This window comes from Acidobacteriota bacterium, assembly GCA_028874215.1.
Classification (GTDB): Bacteria; Acidobacteriota; UBA6911; order RPQK01; family JAJDTT01; genus JAJDTT01.
In genome coordinates, this window is record JAPPLF010000082.1 from 1 (window position 1) to 26,373 (window position 26,373).

Genomic DNA, 26,373 nt, shown 5'->3' on the forward strand with positions numbered 1-26,373 from the left:
ATCTGATTTATAATCAGTGAATTACGTCGATTCCATTCTGGAAGTTCAGGCTAGGAGACCAGATCCCGCACCGCCTCCACGATGGCGCGGGCTCCGATGCCGTGGCCGTCCATCAGCTCGGCCGAGGGTCCGGACCGGGGCAGGTCGGTCACGGCCAGCTTCCGGTAGCGGTACTGCCGTCCGGCCAGGGCGTCCACGACGGCGTCTCCCAGACCTCCGTCGGCGTAGTGGTCCTCCACGGTGACGATGGCTCCGGTCTCCCGCGCCGCCCGCGCCAGAGACTCGCCATCGACCGGCTTGACGGAGTACAGGTCGATGACGCGGATGTCGATGCCCTCGTCCTGCAGTTGCCCATGCGCCTTGAGGGCTTCGTGAAGGGTGATTCCGGCGCCTACGACCGTGGCTTGGTCGGAGGGGCTGGTTCGAACGGTCTTGGACCCGCCGCGGACGAAGGTCTCCGCCGCATCGTAGAGGCAGGCGGTCTTGGGACGGGTGGTTCGGATGTAGACGATGCCGGGTGTCTGGGAGGCCACCTCGACCAGGCGCTCCGTGGCGACGGCGTCGCTGGGATAGAGGACCGTGGACCCTTGAATGGCCCGCATCATGGCCAGATCCTCCAGACCCATTTGTGAGGGGCCGTCCTCTCCGATGGAGACGCCGGCATGGGAGCCGCAGAGCTTGAGGTTGCTCTGGGAGATGGCCGCCATCCGAATCAGGTCGTAGGCGCGGGTCATGAAGGCGGCGAAGGTGGAGGCGAATGGAATCTTGCCCACGGCGCCCATGCCCACGGCCGCTCCGACCATGGCCTGCTCCGCGATGAAGCACTCGAAGAAGCGGTCCGGGTGTTGCTCCATGAACCGCAGCGAGTAGGTTGAGTTCTTGGTGTCGCCGTCCAGGGCCACGACCCGGGGATTGGCGTTTCCCAACTTCCGCAGTCCGGTCCCGTACGCGACGCGGGTGGCCACCCGGTCCTGATCGGTGTAGGCGGGCGGCTCCATCTTCGCACTCCCGCCGGAATCCGCGGCGCCGGAGTCGCCGTTTTCGGCCGGCAGCGCCACGCGCAGGGATGGATCGGCCGGCGCCTCCGGACCCAGCTCCTCCAGCGCCCGCTCCAGGTCTGCTCCACGGGGAATCGGTTTTCCGTGCCAGCCGTCCCGGTTCTCCATGAAGGAGACTCCCTTGCCCTTGAGGGTGCGGGCGACGATGACCGAGGGCTTGCCGGTCTGGTCGCATGCGTCCTGGAGTGCGGCCGAGATCTCCCCCACGTCGTGGCCGTCCACGGCAGCCGCGTGCCAGCCGAAGGCGCGAAAACGGTCGCAGTAGCCGTCCAGGTCGTGGTCGTACATGGTGTTCTGGCTCTGGCCGTACCCGTTCACGTCCACCACACCGATGAGATTGTCCAGACCGTAGAATCCGGCCAGGGCGGCCGCTTCCCAAACCGCACCCTCGGCGGTTTCTCCGTCCCCCATGAGGACATAGACCCGGTTTCCCGAAGGACGGTTCCTGAGGGCCAGCGCCATTCCCACGCCGATGGCCAGTCCCTGGCCCAGGGACCCCGTGCCGACGTCGACCCAGCGGCTTCGGGGTGTGGGATGCCCCTCCAACTCGCTGTCGATCCGCCGCAGAGTGAGGAGCCTTTCCACCGGAAAGGCTCCTCCTTCGGCCAAGGCCGCGTAAAGAACCGGTGCGGCATGTCCCTTGGAGAGCACGAAGCGGTCATTTGCCGGATGATCCGGCCGGGTGAGGTCGAAGCGCAGGAATTGGAAGAAGATGGTGGAGACCAGGTCGGCACAGGAGAAGCAGGAGGTCGGATGTCCCGAACCGGCCTCGGTGGTGGCGACCAGCGAGTGGCGCCGCAAACGGTTGGCCATTCCCTGGAGGGATCGGATTCGGTCGGGGGTGACCACGGTAGAATCTGGATTTGATGTCATGGCTGTCCTGTGATGTCTGATTATTGGAAACTACGGATTTGCCGTCCGCCCCGGACGGCAACAGTATCGCCCCGGGGGGTGACGCCAGTTTAACCCCCGCTCTCGGACCGGACCAGAAAACGGAACCAATTTGACCGAATCTTCACGACCCGGCACGGAACCTTACCCACCGAGGGTGATCATCTCGATCTTCCGGTGATCTTTCCGATGGTAGCCGTCGGTGCGAATCTGTTGCCAACGGCGATCGGAGAACCGATCCTCCCGGACCGACCAGACCCGCTCCAGGAAGGAACGGATCTCCACGTCGGAACTTCCGCCTCGCAGCAGGCGCTTCAGATCGTGGCCCCCGGAGGCGAACAGGCAGGTGACCATCTGGCCGTCGGCTGTCAATCGGACCCGGCTACAGGTGGAACAGAACGGTTCGGTCACCGATCCGATGATTCCGATCTGTCCGGCCCCGTCCAGGAAGCGGTAGTTGACGGCGGGCGCGCGGCTCTCCTCCCGTCCCACGGCCTCCAGGGGATACCGGGATCGGATCCGGTCCAGGATCTCCTGTTTGGTGACGGTTCTCTCGAGACTCCAGTCGTTGGCGTTTCCCACGTCCATGTATTCGATGAACCTGGCCTGCAGACCGTGCTCTCGCGAGTACTCCACCAAGTCCATGATCTCGTCGTCGTTGATGCCCCTGATCACGACGGTGTTGATCTTGATGGGAGCCATTCCGGTGTCCCGGGCCGCCAGGATCCCCTCCAGCACGTCTTCCAGCCGTCCCCGTTTGGTGATGGCGCTGAACTTGTCCGGATCCAACGTGTCCAGGCTGACGTTGATCCGGCGCAGGCCTGCCCGCCTCAACGCGGGAGCCAATCGGGCCAGGAACGAGCCGTTGGTCGTGAGGCTCAGGTCCTTCAAGCCTCCGATTTTGGAGAGGTCCCCAAGCAGACGGTGCAGGTCGCGCCGGACCAGGGGCTCGCCGCCCGTAATTCGGATCCTCCCGACGCCCAGGTCGACGAAGAGTCGGGCCAGGCGGACGATCTCTTCGAAGGTCAGCAGCTCCCGCTTCTCGATCCAGACGTACTGGTCCAGCGGCATGCAGTACCGGCAACGGTAGTTGCAGCGATCCGTCACCGAGACTCGCAGATCCTTCATGGGTCTGCGGAATACGTCGGTCGTCTCCATGCCGCTCATTATCTCGTTCAGGACGGAGGCGCTTCAAGGAAGGGCCGACCCGCCGTTGCAGAATTCGGACGGCGGATCGAAAAAGCGTGGAGCGGAAACGGGTTCAGACGTGAAATGACTCGCCGCAGCCGCAGGAGCCGGACACGTTGGGATTCTTGAATTGAAACCCGGCGGCTTGAGTCGTCTCGATGTAGTCGATCTCGGTCCCGTCCAGGTAGAGCATGCTCTGAGGATCCACGAAGACCTTGAAGCCGTCGATCTCCAAGACGTCATCGCCCTCGCGGCCCTGCCGCTCCAGGTTCATGGTGTACTGGAAGCCGGAGCAGCCCCCACCCACCACCGCCACGCGGACACCGGAAAACGCCTGGGCCTGTTGCGAGATGACCTTCTGGACCTGGTTCACTGCGTCGTTCGTCAGGGTAATCATGAGATTTTGTCTCCTGATTTGTGATTTTACGCGGGAGAGCTTTCGACTTCAAACGAAGGGGGGCGACTATCGTCCCCCTGACCCCCCTGTCGGCGGTTGGAAACCGCCGCTCCTGTCGCCGTTCCTCTAATTCCTGGACTGCCGGACCAATTGTTCCAGGACCTGTTTCAAACGCTCCTGTTCCTCTCCGTAGGCGGCCCAGTTTCCCTCTCGCAGGTGTTTCTGACTCTGATTGAAGTGCTGCAGAGCCCGGACCATCAGGGGGCTGCCGCGTCCCAGTTCAACCTCGGTATCGACGGAAATCCCCGGCGCGGCCGCGGCCCGGAATTCTCCAGGCGCCTCGTCGGGCCAGATGGCGGCTGCCAAAGCTTCGTCCAGCGTCTCTCCAAGGGCCACGCGGTTATCGAACACAACGATGATCCGGGTCAACTCGGGGATCATGCTCTTTTCCGCCTGCAGGTAGAGCGGCTCGACGTAGAGCAGGGTGTCCTCAATGGGGATCACCAGTAGGTTGCCGCGAATCACCTCCGAACCTTGCTGACTCCAGAGTGTCAGCAGGGGAGAAATGGTCGGGTCCTGATCGATGCGGGCTTCGATCTGAAGCGGGCCGTAACGCAGCTCCTGCTTGGGGAACTGGTAGAGAACCAGGGTCCCGTAGTGTTCCCCGTCCGACCGGGCGGCCAACCAGGAGATCATGTTGTTCTTGTTGCGGGGGGTGTAGGGGACCAGAAGAATGAATTCCTCCTCCTGAGACCCGGGCAGGTTCATGATCACGTAGTAGCTCTCCATGACCTGTTCCTGGTCCCGGTAGATCTCGGTGGGGATGTCCCACACGTCCTCCTTGTTGTAGAAGACGCTGGTGTCCCGCATGTGATAGGTGCGGAACATCTCCCGCTGGACGTTGAAGAGGACTTCCGGATACCGCAGGTGCAGCCGCAGGCCTTCGGGCATCTCTCCCAAGGGGCGAAACGTGGAGGGAAAGATGGCGGAGTAGACCTGAATCAGGGGGTCGTCCGGATCGGAGACGTAGAAGGTCACATCTCCCAGATAGGCGTCGACCACCACCTTCAGTGAATTCCGGATGTAGTTGAACCCGCCGCGGGTCGGCTCCGAATAGGGATAGCGGCTGGTGGAGGTGTAGCCGTCCTGAATCCAGAAGAGGCGCCCCTCGTGGATCACCAGGTAGGGGTCCGGATCGAAATCCAGCCCAAGCGGAGCGATCTTGGGCACGCGGTCCTGGATGCGCCGGTGCAGCAGAACGCGGCTCTCGGACGTGAAGTCGTCGGCGAACAGGATCTTGTAGTTTTTCAGTTCCCAGGCGAAGAGCAGCTTTCGTACGAAGGAGCCGATGCCGAGACCTTTCTCGGCCTGGTACGTGGTGAAGGCGTTCCGGTCGCCGATGGGATAGTCGAACTCCTCCTGAGCGGTCTTGACGAAGACCGGATTGTCGGTCTTCTCGCCAAAGTAGATCTCGGGACGGGTGATCTCGAAGCTCCCGTTGCTTTGGGGCGGGATGTCCTTGATGAAGAACTCGGGAAGTCCCTCCGGCGTGACCTCGTTGACCGGGCTCAGGCAGAGTCCGTAGCCGTGGGTGTAGACGAAATACTCGTTGATCCAGGTCTGGGCCTGCTCCGAGATTTTGCTGAAGTCCAGTTCCCGGGCCGACAGCATCACCTGCCGGTATTTCCCGTCGATGACGTAGCGGTCCAGGTCGACCCCCTGGAACTCGTAGTAGGAGCGGATCGATTGAAGCTGGTTGTAGGAGTCCATCAGGGGCCGCCAGCCCCAGAGGCGGATGTTCCCGATGGTGGTCTCGTTGGCGGCCATGTCCTCCCGGGAGAGGTCGCCGCTCCCGGAGAAGTCGTGCACTTCGATCTTGTCCAGGTTGTACGCCTTGCGGGTGAGGCCGATGTTGTGCGCCAGGTAAGGCGTCTCCATCTGCAGCTCGTTGGGTTCCACGATGAAGGTCTGAATCACCATGGGGTAGAGATTCAGGGCCAGGTACGCGATGCCGAAGAAGACTCCCGAATAGACGGCCGTTCGAAGGTTCTTCCCGAAGATGGAGACGGCGAAGGCGATGGCGGTCAGGACGGAGACGCCGGCCAGGATCATGGTGCAGGGAAGGCGGGCGTAGACATCCGTGTACCCGGCGCCGAAGATGACCCCCTCCCGGCTATAGAGAATCTCGTAACAATTGAGCCAGAACCGTCCGGCCAGCAGCAGGAATCCCGCCACGGCCAGAATCGTCAGGTGCACTCGCGCCTCCTGGCTCAGTTGCAGGCGCTGCAGGTAGGCCAGGTGGCCATGGGTCACGTAGGTGATGGCGGCGGCGAGCACGGAAAGGACGACCAGAACCAGTCCCAGATGGACCAGGAAGCTCAGGACCGGCAGGGAGAATATAAAAAACGAGATGTCCTGGGAGAAGACGGGATCCTGTGATCCCGTCGGCACCTGGTTCCAGAACTGGAGGAAGGTCAGCCACTGGCTCTGGACCACCATTCCCATCAGAACCGACAGGACCAGAATGGCGACCCAGAAGACGAATTGCGTGCCCTTCCGGGCTGTCGCCTGGAGTTCGGGACTCATCCAGTAGATGCCGTGGTGACGCCGTCCGGCCAGATAGAGGTTGGAGCCCAGGATCAGAAAACTGACGCCGAACCCGGCCAGCCAGAACAGGAACTTGGAGGCGAGTGTGGTCTGGAAGACTTCCAGGTAGCCGACGGCATCGAACCAGAGATAGTCGATGTAGAGGCTGATCCCTCCGGCGAGCGCACCCCAGACCGTCAGAATCAGCAGCAGGGGGATCATCGTGCGTATTCTTCCCATGGTGTCGCCACTTTACCCCAAAGGGGTGCCGGGCAGAAGGCGTTGGGCTGTCAACGCCGGACGACGCGGTTCCGGCGCGGAGAATCCGGCGTCATCCTGACGGCAACAGGCCGATTGAGTGGCGCGAGTGGACCGGGGCTACCAGGGCTCAATCCGGGTCACCGGTATGTTGCGGTAACCCAACTCCCGGTAGAGGGCCTGGACCTCGGGGCTCAATAGGTAGTTCAGATAGCGTTCGGCCCAGGGACTGCTCTCCCTCATCAGGGCGACGCCGTACCGGATCGGGACGCCCTTGAGCTCGGCCATGGAATCGGGAACCTTGCCGGTGACCCGGAGAGTCGCCTGCGAGTAGGACGCGCCATAAAGGGTTTCACCCAGAGCGATTTGGGGAGGCAGGTCGAGAAAGGCCAACCCGGTCTGGAGCGCCGTGGACCGGTAGAGAAAAGCCAGATCCAGGGCATCGGCCCGAAGCAGCGCCGCCAGCTCGCCCGACTCGGAGCAGATCCAGCGCGAATCCAGCCCATTCAGGAGCCTCCGGTAGAGGCCGGGGCGTTCGTAGTGCATCTCCGCCAGCTTCCACACCATGTGGGCGCAGTATCCGGTCGGGTCCCGGTCGGGATCGGCGATGCCGTAGGAGTAGTCCCGCTCCAGAAGGATCTCGTACCAGCGGCGATGGGACCGCCCGGAGAGCCGGGTCGCGCTCAGGAATTCGGGATCCCGGGTGGCCAGCACCATGTCGTTCCCCAGGAATTCGAACGCCCGGTTCACGCTGCCGGAATCCAGGAGGCGCTCCAGCAGGCGCCGGTCCGAAACCGCCAGCAGATCCGGACCCGGCGTCCGGCCCGGCAACTTGCGAATGATGTCCAGGCCGGCCCCGGACTCGCGCACCACCGCGACACCGGGATGCATGCCCTCGAACCGCTTGGAGACGGTCTCGACCAGGGGCGACAGGCTCGCGGTGTGGAAAAAGGTGATGGTCTCGGTCGCAGGTTGGCACGAGGCCAGGAGTGCGGTCAGGACGAGGGTCGAAATCCGGGAGACGAACATGAAAAGTGGGGAAGTATCGGCAGCTTCCGGAATTCGATCATTACAGTCCGCGGCGAAAGTCATGCGAGCACGGAAACCGGGGCCGCGCTCGCCGGACAACGCGCGTTGAGGGAGTATACCGGGAGTATGTGACCGAGTCGCAACGCAGTCCGCCGGACTGATTCCACTCTGGCCGCGTTGGCCATTCCCGCCAGGTCATTGCCGGAACGGCACCAAGGGCAAGGTCGTGAAGATGCGGTTTTCGGTGTCCATTTCTACGGCAATTCCACCAAACCTCCAGTAGTTGGGTACGGTACAGCGCACCGACCCCTCAAAATCGGAGGTAACGCTCTCAGGGAACAACTCGTCGACTAACCGGGTGGTCTGTCCGTTGCTCGCCAAAGGAACTTTTTTCTCTTCCAGCACTATGCCGTCTTGCATCAGCTGGCATGTGACTTGTGTCTTTTTCTCCTTCAGGTTGCGGATTGCCGTTCCGGTACGGATTCCTCCCGCTTGGTGCCGAGCTGGAAAGATGGCAGCTTGGACAGCCTGACTGGCACCGACCCCAGTGACTCCGATCTCGGGATTGTCGAATCGTAGAAATCCACCGATGGGACCATCGGCAATGACTCTCACCGACCCGGTGACCAGATCCCCGCGCCCGTGGGTGGAGATCGTAAGTTCTCCCAGCGGGACCAGGTCTGCGCGAATGGTCAGGGCTCCGTCAACGCGGACTTGAAGATCTTCTCCGACATCCACCACCGATTCCGGGTCAGTGAGGCGGCCTGCGCCATCGTAGAAATAGATAGTTGGACGAATCGGCCCTGCGGCCACGTTCATTAACACCAAGTCGGAAGTGATGGAGGAACCATTGGCGAAATGGGGGAAGTGCAGTTGGGTGTAGTCCTGTGTTCGCCTCGACGGAATAGGGACCACCGGCAGGGTAGTGAATACCCGGTTTTGGAAGTCCATCTCCAGGGCCACGCCCGTGAACAACTCATCTCGAGGAGTAGTACAGCGCACCGACCCCACAAAGCTCGATGTCTCGGTTGCAGAGAACATCTCATCAATGAACCAGGCTGATTGACCGTTGGCGGCCAGCAGAACCGCCGTTTCTTCCAGCATCTCTCCGTCTTGCATCAGTTGGCAGTTCACAATTGTGGGATGCCGTTCCAGGCTATGGATCGCTGCTCCGGTATTGACACCTGATGGTTGGCGGCGCACGGGGAAGACGATGTCTTGTAAGGCCGGGCTGGACCCGACTCCGGCGACGCCGATATCCGGTCCGTCAAAGCGCAACACCCCGCCCATGGGACCGGCGGCTACAACCCTTACCGATCCCGTGACCAACTCCCCTCTCCCATGGGTGGAGATTGTAATCTCTCCCTGGGAAGGGATGGCTGTCCACACGCTCAAGCCTCCGTCGGACCGGATATAGAGATTGTTCCGGACGTCCACCACCGATGACGGGACAATGAGGTGTCCCGCCTTGTCGTAAAAAAAGATTGCGGGAAGAAGCGGAAGTGAGCCCACGTTCACCAGCACGAGTTCGGATCGGATCGACGTTCCGTTCCCAAAATGTGCAAAGGTCAGTTCAAAATCCGTGTCAACTCCAGGTTCCAAAACGACCAGCGGCAAATCGGGGGACATGACGGGTTCAAGGCCTGGAAGATAGGGGTAGGAATAGGATTGGTGGTTCCGGCGATAGCTGTCGATATCCACTGAAACGGCAGAGGATGTTCTTGGGTGGCGGGAAACCGAGACCACAGAGCTTTCCATGCTGCCAGGAGGAATGGTGATGCTGTTGGAACCACCGTTGATCACACCGTTGACGACAGAAACGGTCAAGACGGTATTCCGGGGGGCTCCCGTGTGAGCCTTGGCCTTGAACTGACCTCTTCCTACCCGTTCCAGTGAAACCCGAATGGCCAATGGATCGGCGCGGGGTTCTGCGCGCACATCTCCTAAATTGGAAAGACCGGAAAAAATTCCCGCTGGCAAATGCGTCAACTGATTGCGACCCAAAAAGAGCGTTCTAAGCGCGAATAGACCTGAGAAGAGCTCCGCAGGCAAATCAGCCAACTGGTTATCGAATAGGTCGAGCAGGTTCAGCGCAGAGAGGCCGGCGAAGGTCCCAGCGCGCAGTTCGACGAGTTGATTGTGACGTAACGAGAGCCTTTCAAGCGAGAAGAGGCCGGCAAAGACGGCAATCGGTAGACGAGTCAATTGATTGGTCGACAAGGAGAGCGTCTTGAGTGTGGCAAGACCCGAAAAGACCCCAACGGGTAAACGTGTCAGTTGATTGAAACTCAGCTTGAGTTCTTCAAGTGAGGAGAGACCGGAGAAGGCCCCATCCGGAAGATGGTCCAGCCGATTACCTTGCACGGAAAGCGATGTGAGTGATGAGAGTCCAGTGAAAGCCCCCCTTGACAAGGTGCTCAACAGATTGTGGTTCAGCTTGAGCCGTTCCAGTAGTGAAAGACTAGAGAAGACGTTGACTGGGAGACTGGTCAGATCGTTTTTATTCAGATCGAGCTCCTTCAACGAGGCAAGGTCGAGAAAGATCCCCTGCGGCAATTCGTCCAAATGATTGTTAGTCAGGATAAGACGTTCCAGTGAGGAGAGACCGGTGAAAACCCCCTCCGGTAGGCTGGCAGGTTGGTTGTTGGCCAAGTGGAGTTCTTCCAGCGAGGAGAGCCCAGCAAAAATCTTCTCCGGCAGGATGCTCAACTGATTCTGGAATAGATAGAGCCCTTTCAACGAGGAGAGGCCGGAAAAAACCCCTTCCGGCAAGATCCTTAACTGGCTCTGGAACAGATTGAGATATCTCAGTGAAGAGAGCCCGGCGAAGACCCCAACCGGTAGCGTGCTCAATTGAGTGCGCTCTAGGTGGAGCTCTTTCAGCGAGGAGAGCCCGGCGAAGACTCCAACCGGCAAACTGGCTAAAGGCGTACGATCCAAGTAAAGAACTTCCAGCGAGGAGAGCCCGGAAAAATCGCCGGCTCTCAACTCTTCTACCTGTGGAGGGGCCGCCCGCACGGGGAAGGGGCCGCCAGCCCAATCGCCCAAAATATAATTCCAGCCGCCGTGAAAAAACTCGCCTTCGATCGCAGCCAGATGGGCCTCGGTCACATCGGCGCAATCACTGACTTCCGGCACGAGCTTCACGATCTCGTCGCGAACCTCCGGGGTTCGGTCGCAGACGGCGACGATCTGCGCTCCGGCTTGCTCTGGGGTGGCTAGCAGGGCCAAGCTCAAGGTGAGGGTCAGCAGCGAGCCTGTGAATCGCTGCCGGCAGTGATGCGTGATCTTGGGAAAGTCGACTGACATCTGAATGGTTCCTCGAGTTTGACGGTAGCGCCGGCAACAGTAATCAGGGATGCAGAGGGGCTCCTGCTGGCCGAATTCTCGACCGGACCATCGTCGAATCGTCGGTCCCGTTCCCACTGGAACCTCCTCACGGAGTTCAGGCAACGGTCGATCGATGGGCGGACTGGTCCGAAGTCGTCTTTCTCGCTGTCAGTGTCGACACGAACGACGACAAAGTCCGCAGTTTCATGAAGGAGAGCGAATATGAATTTCCGGTCGTCTGAAACCGGCTGGTCAGCGCTGATTTCGGCGTGTCCGGATACCCGACGATCATAATTATCGGGAAGGAGGGCCGGGTTCAATACCGCCATGTGGGTTTCGAACCGGACCTGGACCTGACGCAGAAGCTGAGTGACAAGACCGGTTTTCTGTTGCAGGAGATAGTGTCTTGAAGTGGGGGTCGCGTTCGAGAGTTGGTGCAGTACGAACGACGGAGGAAAACGTCGAATCGTCGGCACTCGGGCTCGGAAGGCCCCGGCCGTCGCACTAGCGTCCGGCCTGATTCACGTTACGGACGAAGACCGGGGTCAGGGCATTGCGTGAATGTCGGCCACGCGGCCCGCTTCGGAGGCGCCGGAGCTTCAGCGCGGACTGCTATGCTTTCCGGAACGGGCACAACTCGGGGAATTGGGAATCCGATGGGGACGGAAGCGGTGGATCGTTGGATGGAGGTCGCCTTGGAGGAGGCCCGGCAGGCCGCCCGTGAAGGAGAGGTGCCGGTAGGAGCCGTGCTGGTGCGCCATGGGGAGCTTCTTGCGCGGGACCACAACCGGAGCATCCAGAAATCCGACCCCACGGCCCATGCGGAGATCCTGGTCTTGCGAAGAGCGGGCGAGCTTCTGTCCAACTATCGATTGACCGGCTCGGACCTCTACGTGACGCTGGAGCCCTGCGCCATGTGCGCCGGCGCCCTGGTCTGGGCCCGGGTGGAGCGGCTGTTTTACGGCGCCCCGGACCTGAAGGCGGGAGCCGTATCCTCCCGAGTCGGCCTGTTGAAGCCGGGTCTGTTCAATCACGCCCCTGAGGTGGTGCCGGGCGTCCGGGAAGCGGAAGCGCGCCGGTTGCTGCAGGACTTCTTTTCCCGCCTCAGGACGAATCGCCGCGCCGGGGAGGGAGTCTCCCCCAGGAGAGCCGGAAGCCCCTTTACGGGACGGAAATCGGAGGATATTCGTGCGGGTTGAGCTGGCGTACGGCAAGAACGGTCTTGAGGTGGAGCTTCCCGCGGAGGGGACGACGGTTCTGGAGCCCTCGTATCTCCCTGGAGTCCCGTGCGAAGAGGAGGCGCTCCGGCAAGCCTTCCGAAGTCCCATGGGCACACTCCCCCTGAGAGAGTTGGCGCAATCCGGCCAGACCGTCGCCATCTCGGTATGCGACATCACGCGCCCCATGCCCAGTTCCCGGGTTCTTCCCGTGCTGCTGGCCGAGTTGGAGCACGTGCCCAGGGATCAGGTCACCATCCTGGTGGCCACCGGCACCCACCGTTCCAACACCGTCGAGGAATTGGAGGGCATGTTGGGAGCGGAAGTGGTCCGCAACTACAGGGTCGTCAATCACCAGTCCTTCCGTCCCGAAACGCTCAGCTACCGGGGCGCCCTTCCCTCCGGGATTCCGGTTTGGCTCAACTCGATCTGGCTCGAGTCCGACGTGCGGATCACCACCGGCTTCGTAGAGCCCCATTTCTTCGCCGGGTTCAGCGGCGGACCGAAACTGGTGGCTCCGGGCCTGGCCGGGTTCGACACCATCATGGAACTCCACAGCGCTCCCCTGATCGCCCATCCGAGAGCCACCTGGGGGATCACCCGCGGCAATCCCATTCACGACGCCATCCGCGAAGCTGCCGCGCTCTCCGGCGTGGACTTCAGTCTGGACGTCACCTTGAATCGGGATCATGAGATCAGCAGCGTGCATGCCGGCGAGATCTTCCGGGCCCACGGGTCCGCATGCCGCTTTGCCAGGCAAACGGCCATGCAGCCGGTGGCCCGGCCCTTCGACGTGGTCGTCACCACCAACAGCGGTTATCCCCTGGACCTGAATCTCTATCAGTCGGTGAAGGGGATGTCGGCGGCGTCGCGAATCGTCCGCCGGGGAGGCGCCATCGTCTGTGCCGCGGAGTGCTCCGACGGGATCCCGGAACATGGCGAGTACCGCAAGCTTCTGGCCTCGACCACGGATCCCGCCAGTTTTCTGGATCGGATCCGCTGCGAAGACGTCACCACGCACGACCAGTGGCAGGTCCAGATCCAGAGCCAGATCCAGCTCAAGGCCCGCGTCCTGCTGAAATCGGACGGGTTGACCCCCCACCAGGTTCGGAGCGCGCACCTGGAACCGGTTCGGGATCTGGAGGCCACCGTGCTGGAGTTGCTGGACGAAGCCGGTCCGGATGCCCGCCTCGGAGTCCTGCCCCAGGGCCCGCAGACCATTCCCTACCTGAGCCCGCCAGGCTGATTCGGGTGGAATCGGCCGGATGCCCGATCAGCGGACGAACTGGAGGGCAAAGAGCTTCGTGTCCCTCATCACCAGGCGCAGGCGCACCGGCTGCCCGGCCAGGGAGGAAACGTCGGGGGAGCCTTTCCAGGAGGCCAGGTGGCGGACGCTGTTGCCGTTGACGCGGTGCGATTCGGCCAAGGTGAAGCCGGGGATCGGAGCGCCGGCGGGATCCAGGATCTCGGTGCGGATGAAACCGCCGCCGCCGGTCTTGGCGTTGTACTGGAGCCTGGAACCGGTGAAGGTGAGGAGCGGCGTCGTAAGCTCTCCTCCCTCGTAGGCCGCGTCGGCCGAGACGAAACCGTCGAGGCGGAAGATGGCCCGGGCGGTCACGCAGGTCCAGTCGGCAGACTTGTCCATGGTCATATGCTCGCTGGGTAGACCGTTGTAGTAGAAGAAGAGCTGATCGCCGCTCTCGACCAGTCCGGCCCCATAGATCTGATGCTCCCAGGCCGACCCTGGCGAACCCAGGGAGATCAGGGGCTGCCGGAAGGGCCGCTGCCAAACGATACCGTCCCTCGAAAAGGTGAATTGGATCTCCAGAGTGTCAGTGGCTCCCGGGTCGACGCGATCGAAGTCGTCCGGGCGCCTGGAATACCACATGCTGGGAAACGCCACGTAGGCGTTCTGAGCCGGGTAGTTGTAAGCGTAGATGGTGTAGACCTGCATGCCGTCGGGGTCCTGGAGATCCGGCTTGAGCACCACCGGAAGTTCGTCCAGCAGGCCGGTGACCGGAGATCCGGTCTGTCGCCCGAGCCGGCGGCGGGCCGGCGACATGAGGTCCAGGTCGAAGGCTTCACCGAGCCCGTGTTTGCCGGCGGTGGTCCGGCTGAAGACCCGCACCCGGTTGCGGGGAAGATAGGCCCGGGGGTAGATGGCCCAGACGCCGGTGTCTTCGTCCCAGAAGACCGAGGTGGGCGCGCCCACGTAAAAGGGCATCACCGGCTCCGGGTCTCGCTGCCAGTAGACGCCATCGCCCGAGTACAGCAGGTAGACGCTCTGGGGATCGGCGTCCCGGGCCGGGGGCCAGGAAAACGAACTCGTATCGGGGGAGTCGTCCTGCATGATCCGATCGCGCTCTCCCCGTGCCCGCCCGACACGCGAGTAGAGCTTGTATCGCCGGTCCGGCGTGTCGAAAAGATCGATGAAGGGGCTGCCGAAGACGTCCAGGCCGATGATGTTCGTATCGAACCTCCCGGCGTACGGGACCAGGCCGAGATTCGGCTTGGTCCAGTGAACGCCGTCGTGGGAGACGGCCAGACAGAAATAACGGAGCCGGTAGGAGCGGTCGAAGCTGTTGTAGTACATGCGGTACAGGGCGCCGTCCCGAAGAACATGTGCGTACCCGCCCGCCCGCCCCTGTTCCCAGGGACGGTCCTTGAGGATGAGATTCTCCCGAGGTTGTTCGGGAAGGTTCAGCACCAGCTCCACGTTCCGGCTCGACTGGATCAGCCGCTGGTCCAGGAAGAGTTGTTTCTCGGAACCGATGGAAAGGGGAGCGGACTGGCCCGCCAGCGGCAGGGTGAGCAGGAAACCGATCAGGACAGTTGCGAGAATCATCCGGCAGAAGCCCGGCAACCGGTTCAGGCCATTCCGGCCTCTTGATGCTGTCTTCGAAGGTTGTCCCGGTAACGGCGGGCCGCGTCCTCGTCCATGCGGCAACTGACCCCTTTGTAGACCACTGCGAACGCGGGACGGTGCCGGTGATTGGAACGGTTGGGATCCGCACTGTGGATCATCATCCCGTGGTGGGCGGCCAGATCGCCGGGTTGCAGCACCACCCGGTGTTCACGGAGACGGTCCCGGGGGCCGTAGTCGGTGATTCCCTGGGAGAAGCCGATGACTTCCGTCGGGTTGTGCGGGCGGTAGCCTTCCAGGTGGGAGCCCGTGACGTATCGCAGGCAACCGTTTTCTTCGTCCACCGGCTGCAGCGGAAGCCAGAGGGTCACGACGTTGCAGGGGATCAGGCAGAAGTAGTAGTTGTCCTGGTGAGGGGGCGTCGGGTGCCGGGTGTTGGGTGGCTTATTGAACCATTCCGTATTTCCTCTGACCGGCTCACCCACCAGCGTCTCGGCGAGAGAGACCAGCTTCGGATGACCGAGGAAATCCCGGAAGAAGGGGTCTTCCTCCATGTCCTGGAGCTGTTTCAGGGTCTCGGGCTTTTCGGGGTCCTGGTAAAACGCCTTGCTGGGGGGCAATCCCGGCACGACGTCCCGGATGAAGCGGTCGACGTTGTCGGAAAGTTCCTGGAACTCGTCCTCTGTCAAGAACTGCCGGATGACGAGATGGCCATCCCGCTTGTAGTCCGCCCTGTATTCCTGGTAACTCATGGACCCTCCTTAACAGCCCGCGGCAAAAGTCGTCACGGCATTCGACCGTCCCTGCACAGGCGCGGACTACGTTGCGATTCGGGCACATACTCCCGGTATGCGCGCCGTAAGCGCCTTGTCCGGCGGGCGCAGGAACAGTCTCGGTGCTCGCGGGACTTTCGCCACGGACTGTTGAAACCGCACCCGTCGTATGGCAAAAGGCAAATTTCATTATAGTGTGCTGCGTTGGGAAAGGCGCAAGCTCGAATGTCCAAGCGACTCATCGTCACCGGTCCCCGAAACTCCCGGTTCCAGGAGGTTCCCGATCCTGACTGTCCGGCCGGCGGCCTGCTGGTCCGGGCGCGGATGACCGCCATCAGCACGGGGACCGAACTTCGCGTCTATCGCGGGATTCCCGTGGACCGGGAGAGGAAGTACCTGTATCCGGGTTTTCCGCTGCAGTTTCCGGTGGAGAACGGATATTCCATGGTGGGAGAAGTCGTGGAAGCGGGATCCGGCGTCTCCGGTTTCCGGCCCGGCGACCGGGTCTTCGTTCCGCAGACCCACAAGCAGGCGGCAGTGTCGCCAGCCGACTCGGCCACTCGGCTTCCGGACGCCGTGCCGGACCATCTCGGAGTTTTCCTGAGCATCGTGGAAGTGGCTCACATCGCCCTGCGGCGAGGTGACGTCATGCCCGGAGAGAATGTGGCCATCATCGGATCGGGGCTCATCGGCCTCTCGGCGTTGGCCTACTGCCGCGTCTTCGGTTGCCGGACGGCGGTGGTGGACCTGGACCGGAGCCGTCTGAGGGTGGCCCGAACCATGGGAGCCGATTGGACCGGAAGCCCGGTCGAGGAGGGCTTCACCCATGGAATCATGGAATTTTTCGGAGGAGAAGGAGCCGACCTCGTGGTGGAGGCGGCCTCCACCTGGAAGGCCGTCGAGACGGGTTTGGACATCGCCCGTCCCGGGGGCAGGGTCGTCGTGGTGGCCCGCCACACCGACCAGCCCCATTTCAGTCCGGTGAACTATCCCTATTTGCGCAAGAACCTCTCCTTGAAGACCTCCTACGGACACCCGCCGGCAGGGCAACGCTGGGACCGCCGGCGGTCCATTGCTTTGACTCTGGATTACCTCTCCCGCGGACTTCTGCAATTTTCTCCCATGATCACCCACCAGTTCGAATGGGAGGAATTGCCGGACGTCTATGCCAGGATGGACGCGGGAGAGGCGGAAATGATCGGCGTCTGCATCAACTGGACCTGATCACGCGGCGGTATTCCGTGAGACATGAAGTCGTCGGGCTTTTTGGCTCTCTTGGGGTATTTACATTGGAAACCTCGTCTGTATAATGCCGACTGAGCATAGTTCTTCGAATTCATCCACAGGGGGGAAATGTCATGGCTTGGAGAAAACGGTTCCTGGCGGTATCAGTGCTGGGTCTTGCGGTTCTGGTAGCGACGGGTTGTGTGAATCGTCCGCCCCAGATTGACTGCGGTGCCGGCACAGCTTCGGTAGTCGCGGGCAGTTCCGTGCAATTGACGGTTCAGGCCTCCGATCCCGACCGTTTCGGTTTCGGTGGAGACAGCGACAAGTTGACGCTTACGTGGTCCGCCACGCAGGGAAGGGTGTCGGGAGGCTCGTTGGACCAGGATGCCAACACACCGGTTTCGGTTTCCGCCACCTTCGACGCGACCGGCTTGGAGCCGGGCAAGGTCCAGGTCACGGCTGAGCTCGACGACCGGAAGCTGCAGGAGACCTGCTCCATCGACGTTACAGTCGAGAAGAACAAGCAGAAGCCCACCATCGCCTGCAACCCCAGCTCGGTGAGTGTGACCGAGGGGAAGAGCATTACGCTGAAGGCCAGCGCATCCGATGCCAACAACGATCCTCTGACCTACTCCTGGGCAGTTGACGGGAGTTCGGTGAGCGGCAACATGGCCAGCTTCCAGTTCGGGACCACCGGCCGTTCCGTCGGAGCCCACCGGGCCACGGTGACGGTCAAGGACTCGGACAACATGACGGCCAGTTGCACCTTCAACGTGACCGTCGCGCGCAGGCCCAATACCGATCCCAAGGTGACCCTGAGCCTCGACAAGTCGGAGGTCATGATGGGTGAGGCGGTCAAGGCCATGGCCAAGGCCAGCGATGCCGAAGGAGATCCCATCACCTACGCCTGGGCGGTGAACGGACGCAGCATGTCCGGTTCCGGCAGCAACTACACGGTCAACACCAGCGGAATGGGCGGCGGCTCTCACGCGGTTTCGGTCACGGCCAGCGACGATCGGGGCGGAAAGGGAATGGCCACGGCCTCCTTCAAGGTCCGCGAGAATATCGTCATTCAGGTCAACGGCCGACTGAACAACGTGGCCAAGGCCAAGCTGGACGAAATCGCCCTCAAGCTGCAGCAGAACCCGAGCCTGATGGCCACCATCACGGGCCACACCGACTCCGTGGGCAGCGAGAAGGGCAACATGAGGGCCGGAACCAAGCGCGCCGAGCGAGCGAAGGCCTATCTGACCACTCAGCACAGTGTCGGAGATTCCAGGATCGCCACCAAGAGCGCCGGCGAATCCATGCCCATCGCCGACAACAAGACGCGCGAGGGACGCAAGGAGAATCGCCGGGTGGAAGTGGAACTCTACGTTCCGTAAACCCCAGACTCACGGGCTGGATGGAGTCCCGTCCGGTCCATGATCATAAAGTGACGAAAATGCCTGCACCGCCTCCGGGTGGTGCAGGCATTTTTTATTTGAGATTCAGCCTCTTTACCGGTTTCCCGGGGGTATGAGGAACAAGGAGTCTTCGCCGGTCGGCGGCGAGAGGGCGGTCAGAGGTCCTGGCGCCCGGACAAAGCCCGGGTCAGGGTCAACTGGTCGGTGTATTCCAGGTCGCTCCCGATGGGGATGCCCAGCGCGATCCGGGAAACGCGAATCTCAAGGGGCTTGATGAGCTTGGAAAGATAGAGCGCCGTGGCCTCTCCTTCGGTGGTGGGATTGGTGGCCACGATCACTTCCTTGACCTCGCCGTCGCGAAAGCGCTCGAAGAGGTTCCGCAACTTGAGATCCTCGGGGCCGATTCCGTTGATGGGAGAGATGGCTCCGTGGAGGACGTGGTAGAGGCCCCGGTACTGGCCCGTCTTCTCGATGGAGAGCACGTTGAAGGGCTCCTCCACGACACAGATGGTCTCCCGGTCTCGATTGACCTGCTTGCAGATGGAGCAGGGATCGGTTCCGCCGATGTGATTGCACACCGCGCAGAACACCAGGCTGCGTTTGAGTTCTCCGATGGCCTGGGCGAGCCGGTTGCATTCGCTGTCGGGCTGACGGATCAGGTGGAAGACCAGCCGTTGCGCCGATTTGGGGCCGATGCCGGGGAGGCGCTTCAACTCGTCGACGAGTCTGTTGATCGGGTCCGGGCGGTGTGTGTCCATGACTCCTCCCAGTGAGATGCGGGTCAAAAAATTCCGCCGGTCAGATTGCTGACCCGGGAACTCATCATCTCATCGACCTTGCGTCCCGCTTCGTTGACGGCAGCCAGGACCAGGTCCTGGAGCATCTCCACGTCTTCCGGATCCACGGCGTCGGGATCGATTACGATGGAATGCATCTTCTTGGATCCGTCCATAACGACATGGACGGCCCCGCCGCCGCTGGTGGCCTCCACGCGGCTCTCGTGCATCTGGCGTTGCAACTGCTCTTGCATGATCTGAGCCTGCCTCATGAGGCCCTTGATGTTCTTTTTTCGCATCTTCATGCGCGTTTACTCCTGTGAGCGTGTGGATCGAAACGCCATGGAATCGGCTGGACGCGTACCGTGAAGAGGGCTACGGGTTGCGTTCCACAATCACCTTGCTCGGAAACCGCTTCAGAAATGCCTTGACCTTCGGGTGCTCCGCAAGGTCCTCTTCCTCATCCTTCCCCGACGGCTCCGCTTCCTGGAACCGGATCTGAAGCTTACAGGGGGATCCTGTCAACTGTCCCGACAGTTCGGCGAGGTGCTGCGCCTTTTCCTGAACCAAGCCGGCGTGGACCTGCTCGGAGGCGGGGAAGACGACGATCAGATCTCCGTCCTGAACCTGGCTGTCGGAGGAGTGCAGCAACGAATTATAGAGTCCCGCTTGATCCTGGACGGCGGCCAGGAGCCGTTCCCGAAAACCCTGTGCCTGTTGGACAGGCTCGGACCGGGCCGGTTCGGGGGGGGCGGGAGAGGCGGCCGGGGCGGGCGCGGCAGTCGTCTTGGCCGCTGGGGCCGGTCCGCTTGGAGCGGGTCGGCTCCCGAACAGATCCCGGCTCTCCGGAGGATTTTCGGGTGTCCGTGCGGTTCCTTGGAAACGACCGGATTCGAGTTGTTCCAGGACGCTCTCCAAGCGGGGAAGTCCGGCCAGCTCGATAAGCTTCATGAAGGCCATTTCCAGGTGAAGGCCCGGATTGGGGTGCCACCGCATCTCTCCCCCGCACCGGGTGAGCACGTCGAAGAACCGGATCAGATCGGGCGTCGAAAACGCCTCCGCCTGCCGCGTCACCACCTCTTTCTGGCTGTCGGGAAGTTGGAGCAATCGTTCTTCCCAACCGCTGACCTGAAAGACCATGAGGTTGCGGACATGGGCCAGCATCCGGCCCGCCAGGTTCAACGGATCGACCCCGGACTCGACGGCATCCTGCATCCGCTGCAGCAGGGCCTGGGCGTCCCGCTCCTGAATGCAGTCCACGAGTCCGGCCACAAGTTTCTCGTCCACCACGCCCAGCAGTACGCGGACGTCCTCGTCGGAGACCTGCTTACCCGAAAGCGAAGTGATCTGCTCCAGAATCGACTGGCCGTCCCGCATGCTCCCCTTGGCGGCCGAGGAGATGGCCCTCAGGCCGTAATCGCTGATCTCGATCTCCTCGCTGGCGCAGATCCGTTTCAGGTGCTCCAGAATCAGCACGAAGGGGATCGGTTTGAGGTCGTATTCCTGGCAGCGGGAGGTGATGGTGACGGGGATCTTGGCGTGTTCCGTCGTGGCCAGGATGAACTTCACGTGAGGCGGAGGCTCTTCAAGGGTCTTGAGCAACGCGTTGAAGGCCGCGTTGGAGAGCATGTGGACCTCATCGATGATGTAGATCTTGAAGCGGTCGCGCGCCGGCGTGTAGCGGGCGCTCTCGCGAAGCTCCCGGATGTTGTCTACGCCGGTGTTGGAAGCGGCGTCGATCTCCAGGACGTCCAGGCTGTTGGCGGCGGCGATCTCGGTGCAGGAGACGCATCGGGAGCAAGGCTCCTCGGTCGGCCCCTTCTCGCAGTTCAGGGCCTTGGCCAGAATCCGGGCCGTGGTGGTCTTGCCCACTCCCCGGACGCCCGAAAAGAGGAAGGCATGGGCGATGCGTCCGCTGCGGAGGGCGTTCCGCAGAGCCCGGGTGACGGTCTCCTGGCCCGCGACCTCATCGAAGGTCTGAGGGCGCCATTTCCGTGCCAGAACCACGTAGCTCATGGATGAACCCGCCGTCTCGGAGAGGAGGCCGGAGTCCCGTTGCGAGGGCCGGAATCCGGGTCGATCCGGTCGTCGAGGGACTTTCGAAGCTCCATACTATACCACTCCCAAACCGTGACGGGAGCGGGCCGGAGGGCTGCCCGGAGCGGGCTCCGTTCCTTGACTTGGAACCGGCAGATTGGCTCTAATGATCGTCGGAGGAGTACCGAAGTGGACGTACCGGGCCCGACTCGAAATCGGGTTGTCCGGTGATGAGCCGGGCACGTGGGTTCGAATCCCACCTCCTCCGCCACGCCTATTACTGATATTTGGCAGATCGAAGAATGGTTTGGGTGCATAAGCTGTGTCTTTCGTAACCCTCAAGAGGTTCGCGCTACGACTGCTGACCGTAGTGGCCATCGCTATTTTTCCTGCTCTATCTCCGATCCTGGAGAACGCCTCGGCCGCTCCCGGGAGTGACTTGACTCGAGCCGGACGTGCCTATGAACTCCGACTCGCCCGGGCACACGAACGTATGGAGAACACCATGTACGCATCCACCCCGGATCGTACGGGCGTCGACTCCATGTGTCCTGTATTGAGCGACGGCCGGATCGGGACACCGATTTTGCTGGACTTGCGCGGAGCGTTGCTGAAGTCCGACACCAGGAGGTATGCCGTAACGGCAGATGAAACGGAGTCGGAGGCGGAATCGGCACTGGACTTTTTTCAGAATCACATTTCCGCACCGATCGTGCAGGCGAAGTGCGTCAACTGCCATGTCGAAGGGGGCGTGTCGGGCCACACCCGGCTGATTCTCCATCCGTCTTCCAACGCCGACCATGCGACCCTCAACCTGGCCGTTTTCGAGAATTTTCTGGCTGACGTCGAGGACGGCGGCAATCTGATCCTGAACAAGATCCAAGGGGTGGGCCACGGCGGCGGGATTCAGGTGCCGGCCGGATCGGACGACTTCGCCAACATGGAAACCTTCCTTAGCCTGCTGGGCTACGGTGGCGATTCCGGTTCCGGCCTGTCCCCGGACACATTGTTCGACACGGTCACGATGGCGTCGCCGGGGAAAACGTTGTGGCGCGCTGCGTTGATCTTCGGCGGAACGATCCCGACCCGGGAGGAACGTGAAGCTGTTGAGAACGGCACCGAGGAGGACCTGCGGACGGCGATCCGGAATCGGATGACGGGTCCGGGATTTCACGAATTCCTGATTCGGGCGAGCAATGATCGGTTGCTCACGGATCGGCACTTGGGCGAGAACGTGATTTGGTATTTGGATCATCGATTCGTCGATTTGGTGAATCTGCATTGGACGAAGGCCATGGAAGCGCGCGAAAGAGGATTCTATGACAGGTGGTACGATGCAGAATATAAGCGGTGGTGGGAGTCACTCCAATACGGCATCGCGCGCGCCCCGCTGGAGTTGATCGCACATGTGGTGGAGAAGGATCTTCCCTACACGGAAGTTCTGACCGCCGACTACATCATGGCGAATCCGATGGCGTCGGAGGCGTACGGCGCGTCCACGGAATTCAAGGATGTGAATGACTGGCTCGAATTTGCACCATCGGAAATCGTCAGCTATTACCGGGACGATGGTTCGATGGTTTTTGAAAGCGACCCGGAGATCGGTTCCCGTGTCGTCGATCCCGGAAACCTGATTACCGACTATCCTCACGCAGGGATTCTCAATACGACCGTGTTCTTGCTGCGTTACCCCACGACCCCTACGAACCGCAACCGCGCCCGTTCGCGTTGGACGTACTACCACTTTCTGGATGTGGATATCGAGAAGTCGGCGTCGCGAACGACGGATCCCGTCGCTCTCGCCGATACCAATAACCCCACGATGAACAATTCCGCATGCACGGTGTGCCACACCGTCATGGATCCGGTTGCCGGCACGTATCAGAACTACGGGGAAGACGGCCAATACCGAGACGAAAGGGGAGGTCTGGACTCGCTGGACGAATTCTACAAGGAACCTCCGGATGGCGGGTACACGCCCTATCGAAAGGGTGACAGTTGGTATCGCGATATGCGTGGACCCGGCTTCAACGGACTGATCGCACCGGACGCGGAAAACAGTGTGCAATGGTTGGCCGAGCAAATCGTGGCTGACGACCGTTTCGCCGAAGCGACTGTGAAGTTCTGGTGGCCGGCGATCATGGGTGTCGAGGTCACGGTGCCGCCGGAGGACGAAAACGACAGCGGGTTCGAAGGGATGCTGCTGGCCGCCAACGCCCAATCCGGCGAGGTGGAGCGACTCGCCGAAGCGTTCCGGACGGGTATCGAGGGTGGGGACCCTTACAATCTGAAAGATCTTCTCGTGGAGATCGTGCTTTCGCCCTGGTTTCGTGCGGAATCGGTTTCCGACGACGATCCGGTGCGGACGGTGGCGTTGCAAAACGCCGGCGTCGAGAGGCTGTTGACGCCCGAAGAGTTGGCATGGAAGACTCAAGCCATCACCGGATACAGTTGGGGGCGGCAGCCCACAAGACGGTGGAACCTCGTTTATGGAAAATCTGTCAATTCGTGGACCGATTCTGAGGGCTACCGTCTGCTTTACGGCGGGATCAACTCGGATGCGGTCACGGAACGGTCGTACGACTTGACGCCGACGATGGCGGCGGTCGCCCAGAGCCATGCCCTTGAATCCAGTTGTCCCATTGTTCAACGCGAGTTCTTGCTCTGGCCGGATGAGAACCGGCGTCTATTTGGTGGGATTGACCAGAAAATGTTGCCGAATTCAAACCGCGGCGCCAGAAAAATTCGTGAAAAGCTGGTCGAACTGCACGAGAAGCTCCTTGGTGTGACGGTATCGGTCGATTCCCCCGATGTGCAGGCCGCGTTTCAGTTGTTTGTGGAGACGTGGGAACATAGACGTAACACGAGGGAACGGCGGAGTGCAATGACTGCCTGTGATATTCGCGATGATTTTTTCTTCGAAGGAATCGCTGACGATGTTCTGCAAACAAACGAGGACGGAGAGTTGGAATACGATGGGGAACGCGCGCACGAAATATTGGACGATGCTGACTTGTGGGACCGAGGCCGGCGAGATCCTATAATCCAGACGTGGGTCGTCGTGCTTGCGTATTTGATGACGGATTACCGGTACCTCTTTTTCTAGGGGGGTGAAGTGAAGCGGCGGACCTTTTTCAGAAGTCTGTTGGCCCCGGCGGTCGGTGCAGCGTCGGGATTTCACCTGCCACTGGCGAACGCGGCCGACTACGACGGCAAGCTGTTCATCTTCGTGCAGGCGAAGGGGGGTTGGGACCCGACGAGTTTCTGCGATCCGAAGACCAATACGCCCGGCGAGAAGGTCATCAACCACTGGGCCGAGAACGGAGAGACTCAGCAGGCGGGCAATCTCTTCTACGCGGACTTCGCCAACAACACGGCGTTTTTCGAAAAGTACTACGACCGGATGTTGGTCATCAACGGGGTCGACGCACAGACGAATTCTCACACGACGGGGGTCATCCATAACTGGAGTGGCCGGGTGTCTGAAGGGTATCCCAGCATGACCGCGTTGCTCGCGGCCCAATATGGACCGGAGTTGTCGCTTGCCTACCTCACTTTTGGGGGGTTTTCCGATCCGGCCGGGTTGATAACGTACACCCGCATGGATCGTCCGGAACTGATTAGCAATGTTGCGGTCCCGAATCGCCCTCGGTGGTCGGATTCGGGCCGGTTTCTTCACTCGGCAGACTGGGAACGGTTCCAGACATTTCGGGCGGCGAATATCGCTCGGTTGGCCGGGGATCCCCATCTGTTGCCCAGAGCAGCCCGCAACCGCGGGCTTTATGCAAGGGCGCTCTCATCGGAAGCGACCGAGGGGTTGAGAGCGTATGCTTCCCTCATTCCACCGCGCGATGAATTGGATCAACTGGAAGGGTTCCAAGGCGAATTCAACAGCATCGAGAACCAATTGCGGCGTCAAGCGCTGTTTACGATCCTTGCGTTCAAGGCGAAGGTAGCCGTCAGTGCCGATTTGTTAAAGGGTGGTTTCGACACGCACTTCAATCACGATCTGCAGTACACCAGCCTGTTGGGAAACTTGACCGATTCCGTGGACTTTCTGTGGGATTTCGCAGAGACGCATGAAGTCGCCGACCGGCTGGTCGTGGTGATGGGATCGGATTTCGGCCGCACCAACCACTACAATGTGGATAACGGAAAGGATCACTGGCCTATCGGCAGCTTCATCGTGATGGAAAAGAATCAGACCTGGACCAACCAAGTGGTCGGCGAAACCGACGCACTGCACTTTGCTCACAAGATCCATCCGGAAACACTGCAGCGCGACGACGCCAACGGAACCATCATCCACCCGAAACACGTTCACAAAGCGTTGCGCCGATATTTTCGAATCGAGGACTCGCTGGGAGCTCAGAAATTCCCCTTCCGCAACACCGAGGACTTCGCGTTCTTCGAATAAGTCACCAGGGAAAGGTGCTTGGTGGGACGGAACCATCTCCTCCGCCAGATCTTTACCGCACTTGTCGTCTCAAGCGCGCTCTGAAGGCGATAATTCTGCACGATCATCGCGCCCTCTGGGTGAGGAATAGGGATTAGAGTCCCGGTGTATCAGTGTCGGTAAGAATCATGCTGTCGAACTACGATGAGTTCGCCGCGGTCTACAACAGGCACTGGGGCGGGGACTCCCTGAACTGGTTCCCGGAAGTGGACCGGCTGGTTCTGGACCATCTCCATCCCCACAGCAACGTTCTTGATGTTTGCTGCGGGACCGGACAGGTCGCAGAGAAACTGACTCGACAGGGTTTCAGGACGGTTGGTGTCGATGCGTCGTTGGGGATGCTCCGCCATGCGGCCGTCAATGCGCCCGGGTGTCGGTTCGTCTGCGCGGACGTCCGGCGCTTCGGTCTGTCTCGCAAGTTTGATGCCGCTATTTCCCTTTTCGACAGCCTCAATCATCTGCTGACTCTGGAAGATTTCGAGTCGGCTCTTCTCAACGTGGCAAGGTGCCTCGCTTCAGGAGGCGTGTTTGCCTTCGATCTCAACACGGAGATCAAGTATCTGACGTCTTGGTCGGGCACGTGGACAGTCGATGATCCGGGGACGACCATGGAGGTCACGACCACTTATCGCGAGGACACTCGCTTGGCGGAGTTCCACGCGACGATTCCATCCCGGGACAGGGGCCGTCCCGTCGAGGTTCGGCTTTTCCAGACATGGTATTCCGTCTCCACGGTCGTCCAGGCGCTCGAACGCAGCCGCTTTACGGACATCTCCTGTATTGCCCTTGGCCGCAATCGCCGGGTCGAAGAAACGAACCGTGTGCTCTTCGTCGCCCGGAAGTGAATTTCCGGTGAGATTTTGCAGATACAGTAGGATGTG

18 protein-coding genes and 1 tRNA gene are annotated in these 26,373 nt (G+C 61.1%); 8 read left to right on the forward strand and 11 right to left on the reverse strand.

The features are described 5' to 3' along the window. Positions 1–50: 50 nt before the first annotated feature. The 6 genes from OXT71_16460 to OXT71_16485 all read right to left on the reverse strand — a co-directional run bounded on the left by OXT71_16460 (position 51) and on the right by OXT71_16485 (position 10,716). Positions 51–1,931: a transketolase gene (locus OXT71_16460; protein ID MDE2927990.1), complete on the reverse strand. Its 1,881-nt coding sequence runs from the start codon at positions 1,929–1,931 to the stop codon at positions 51–53. A 162-nt stretch (positions 1,932–2,093) separates the two neighbouring features. Next, entirely contained in the window at positions 2,094–3,107 is a 1,014-nt protein-coding gene (moaA, locus tag OXT71_16465; GenBank protein MDE2927991.1) for a GTP 3',8-cyclase MoaA, read from the reverse strand. A gap of 103 nt (positions 3,108–3,210) precedes the next feature. Next, positions 3,211–3,534, reverse strand: a complete 324-nt coding sequence (locus tag OXT71_16470) for an iron-sulfur cluster assembly accessory protein (GenBank protein MDE2927992.1) — start codon at positions 3,532–3,534, stop codon at positions 3,211–3,213. 126 nt (positions 3,535–3,660) lie between these two features. Beyond that, on the reverse strand, positions 3,661–6,360 hold the full coding sequence (locus OXT71_16475; protein MDE2927993.1) for a UPF0182 family protein: 2,700 nt from the start codon (positions 6,358–6,360) through the stop codon (positions 3,661–3,663). 138 nt (positions 6,361–6,498) lie between these two features. After that, entirely contained in the window at positions 6,499–7,407 is a 909-nt protein-coding gene (locus OXT71_16480; protein ID MDE2927994.1) for a substrate-binding domain-containing protein, read from the reverse strand. A 195-nt stretch (positions 7,408–7,602) separates the two neighbouring features. Then, complete coding sequence (locus tag OXT71_16485) at positions 7,603–10,716, reverse strand: leucine-rich repeat domain-containing protein (GenBank protein MDE2927995.1); 3,114 nt, start codon at positions 10,714–10,716, stop codon at positions 7,603–7,605. A gap of 677 nt (positions 10,717–11,393) precedes the next feature. Between OXT71_16485 and tadA the strand changes: the two genes are divergently transcribed. Together tadA and larA are read left to right on the forward strand one after the other, a co-directional pair. After that, the gene (gene tadA, locus OXT71_16490) at positions 11,394–11,936 is read left to right on the forward strand and encodes a tRNA adenosine(34) deaminase TadA (protein MDE2927996.1); all 543 of its coding nucleotides are present in this window, start codon (positions 11,394–11,396) and stop codon (positions 11,934–11,936) included. Then, the gene (gene larA, locus OXT71_16495; GenBank protein ID MDE2927997.1) at positions 11,926–13,200 is read left to right on the forward strand and encodes a nickel-dependent lactate racemase; all 1,275 of its coding nucleotides are present in this window, start codon (positions 11,926–11,928) and stop codon (positions 13,198–13,200) included. Before tadA ends, larA begins: the two co-directional genes overlap by 11 nt. Positions 13,201–13,227: 27 nt before the next feature. Here the strand turns inward: larA and OXT71_16500 are convergent, their stop codons facing one another. Then, entirely contained in the window at positions 13,228–14,799 is a 1,572-nt protein-coding gene (locus tag OXT71_16500) for a hypothetical protein (protein MDE2927998.1), read from the reverse strand. 23 nt (positions 14,800–14,822) lie between these two features. Next, positions 14,823–15,569: a phytanoyl-CoA dioxygenase family protein gene (locus tag OXT71_16505; protein MDE2927999.1), complete on the reverse strand. Its 747-nt coding sequence runs from the start codon at positions 15,567–15,569 to the stop codon at positions 14,823–14,825. A 246-nt stretch (positions 15,570–15,815) separates the two neighbouring features. Between OXT71_16505 and OXT71_16510 the strand changes: the two genes are divergently transcribed. Continuing rightward, positions 15,816–16,814 carry a zinc-binding dehydrogenase gene (locus tag OXT71_16510; protein MDE2928000.1) on the forward strand — a complete coding sequence of 333 codons (999 nt, stop codon included), beginning with the start codon at positions 15,816–15,818 and terminating at the stop codon, positions 16,812–16,814. Between the two features lie 134 nt (positions 16,815–16,948). Next, positions 16,949–18,202, forward strand: coding sequence for an OmpA family protein (locus OXT71_16515; GenBank protein MDE2928001.1), 1,254 nt, complete (start codon positions 16,949–16,951; stop codon positions 18,200–18,202). Positions 18,203–18,378: 176 nt separating this feature from the next. Here the strand turns inward: OXT71_16515 and recR are convergent, their stop codons facing one another. The 3 genes from recR to dnaX all read right to left on the reverse strand — a co-directional run bounded on the left by recR (position 18,379) and on the right by dnaX (position 21,015). Further along, complete coding sequence (gene recR, locus OXT71_16520; GenBank protein MDE2928002.1) at positions 18,379–18,981, reverse strand: recombination mediator RecR; 603 nt, start codon at positions 18,979–18,981, stop codon at positions 18,379–18,381. Positions 18,982–19,004: 23 nt separating this feature from the next. Continuing rightward, positions 19,005–19,304 (reverse strand): YbaB/EbfC family nucleoid-associated protein, encoded by a 300-nt coding sequence (locus tag OXT71_16525; GenBank protein ID MDE2928003.1) that lies wholly within the window; start codon positions 19,302–19,304, stop codon positions 19,005–19,007. Between the two features lie 70 nt (positions 19,305–19,374). After that, positions 19,375–21,015 carry a DNA polymerase III subunit gamma/tau gene (gene dnaX, locus OXT71_16530; GenBank protein MDE2928004.1) on the reverse strand — a complete coding sequence of 547 codons (1,641 nt, stop codon included), beginning with the start codon at positions 21,013–21,015 and terminating at the stop codon, positions 19,375–19,377. Between the two features lie 196 nt (positions 21,016–21,211). Between dnaX and OXT71_16535 the strand changes: the two genes are divergently transcribed. The 4 genes from OXT71_16535 to OXT71_16550 all read left to right on the forward strand — a co-directional run bounded on the left by OXT71_16535 (position 21,212) and on the right by OXT71_16550 (position 26,337). Further along, positions 21,212–21,307: transfer RNA gene (locus tag OXT71_16535), tRNA-Ser, on the forward strand. 615 nt (positions 21,308–21,922) lie between these two features. Further along, on the forward strand, positions 21,923–24,142 hold the full coding sequence (locus OXT71_16540) for a DUF1588 domain-containing protein (GenBank protein MDE2928005.1): 2,220 nt from the start codon (positions 21,923–21,925) through the stop codon (positions 24,140–24,142). A gap of 9 nt (positions 24,143–24,151) precedes the next feature. Next, entirely contained in the window at positions 24,152–25,453 is a 1,302-nt protein-coding gene (locus OXT71_16545; protein ID MDE2928006.1) for a DUF1501 domain-containing protein, read from the forward strand. A 167-nt stretch (positions 25,454–25,620) separates the two neighbouring features. Beyond that, positions 25,621–26,337: a class I SAM-dependent methyltransferase gene (locus OXT71_16550; protein ID MDE2928007.1), complete on the forward strand. Its 717-nt coding sequence runs from the start codon at positions 25,621–25,623 to the stop codon at positions 26,335–26,337. Positions 26,338–26,373 lie beyond the last annotated feature (36 nt).

What these genes read in the sequence shown, in the direction of transcription:
- OXT71_16460 (MDE2927990.1), bottom strand. Translation starts at nt 1,931, where the DNA reads ATGACATCAAATCCAGATTCTACCGTGGTCACCCCCGACCGAATCCGA.
- moaA (MDE2927991.1), bottom strand. Translation starts at nt 3,107, where the DNA reads ATGGAGACGACCGACGTATTCCGCAGACCCATGAAGGATCTGCGAGTC.
- OXT71_16470 (MDE2927992.1), bottom strand. Translation starts at nt 3,534, where the DNA reads ATGATTACCCTGACGAACGACGCAGTGAACCAGGTCCAGAAGGTCATC.
- OXT71_16475 (MDE2927993.1), bottom strand. Translation starts at nt 6,360, where the DNA reads ATGGGAAGAATACGCACGATGATCCCCCTGCTGCTGATTCTGACGGTC.
- OXT71_16480 (MDE2927994.1), bottom strand. Translation starts at nt 7,407, where the DNA reads ATGTTCGTCTCCCGGATTTCGACCCTCGTCCTGACCGCACTCCTGGCC.
- OXT71_16485 (MDE2927995.1), bottom strand. Translation starts at nt 10,716, where the DNA reads ATGTCAGTCGACTTTCCCAAGATCACGCATCACTGCCGGCAGCGATTC.
- tadA (MDE2927996.1), top strand. Translation starts at nt 11,394, where the DNA reads ATGGGGACGGAAGCGGTGGATCGTTGGATGGAGGTCGCCTTGGAGGAG.
- OXT71_16500 (MDE2927998.1), bottom strand. Translation starts at nt 14,799, where the DNA reads ATGATTCTCGCAACTGTCCTGATCGGTTTCCTGCTCACCCTGCCGCTG.
- OXT71_16505 (MDE2927999.1), bottom strand. Translation starts at nt 15,569, where the DNA reads ATGAGTTACCAGGAATACAGGGCGGACTACAAGCGGGATGGCCATCTC.
- OXT71_16510 (MDE2928000.1), top strand. Translation starts at nt 15,816, where the DNA reads ATGTCCAAGCGACTCATCGTCACCGGTCCCCGAAACTCCCGGTTCCAG.
- OXT71_16515 (MDE2928001.1), top strand. Translation starts at nt 16,949, where the DNA reads ATGGCTTGGAGAAAACGGTTCCTGGCGGTATCAGTGCTGGGTCTTGCG.
- recR (MDE2928002.1), bottom strand. Translation starts at nt 18,981, where the DNA reads ATGGACACACACCGCCCGGACCCGATCAACAGACTCGTCGACGAGTTG.
- OXT71_16525 (MDE2928003.1), bottom strand. Translation starts at nt 19,304, where the DNA reads ATGAAGATGCGAAAAAAGAACATCAAGGGCCTCATGAGGCAGGCTCAG.
- dnaX (MDE2928004.1), bottom strand. Translation starts at nt 21,015, where the DNA reads ATGAGCTACGTGGTTCTGGCACGGAAATGGCGCCCTCAGACCTTCGAT.
- OXT71_16550 (MDE2928007.1), top strand. Translation starts at nt 25,621, where the DNA reads ATGCTGTCGAACTACGATGAGTTCGCCGCGGTCTACAACAGGCACTGG.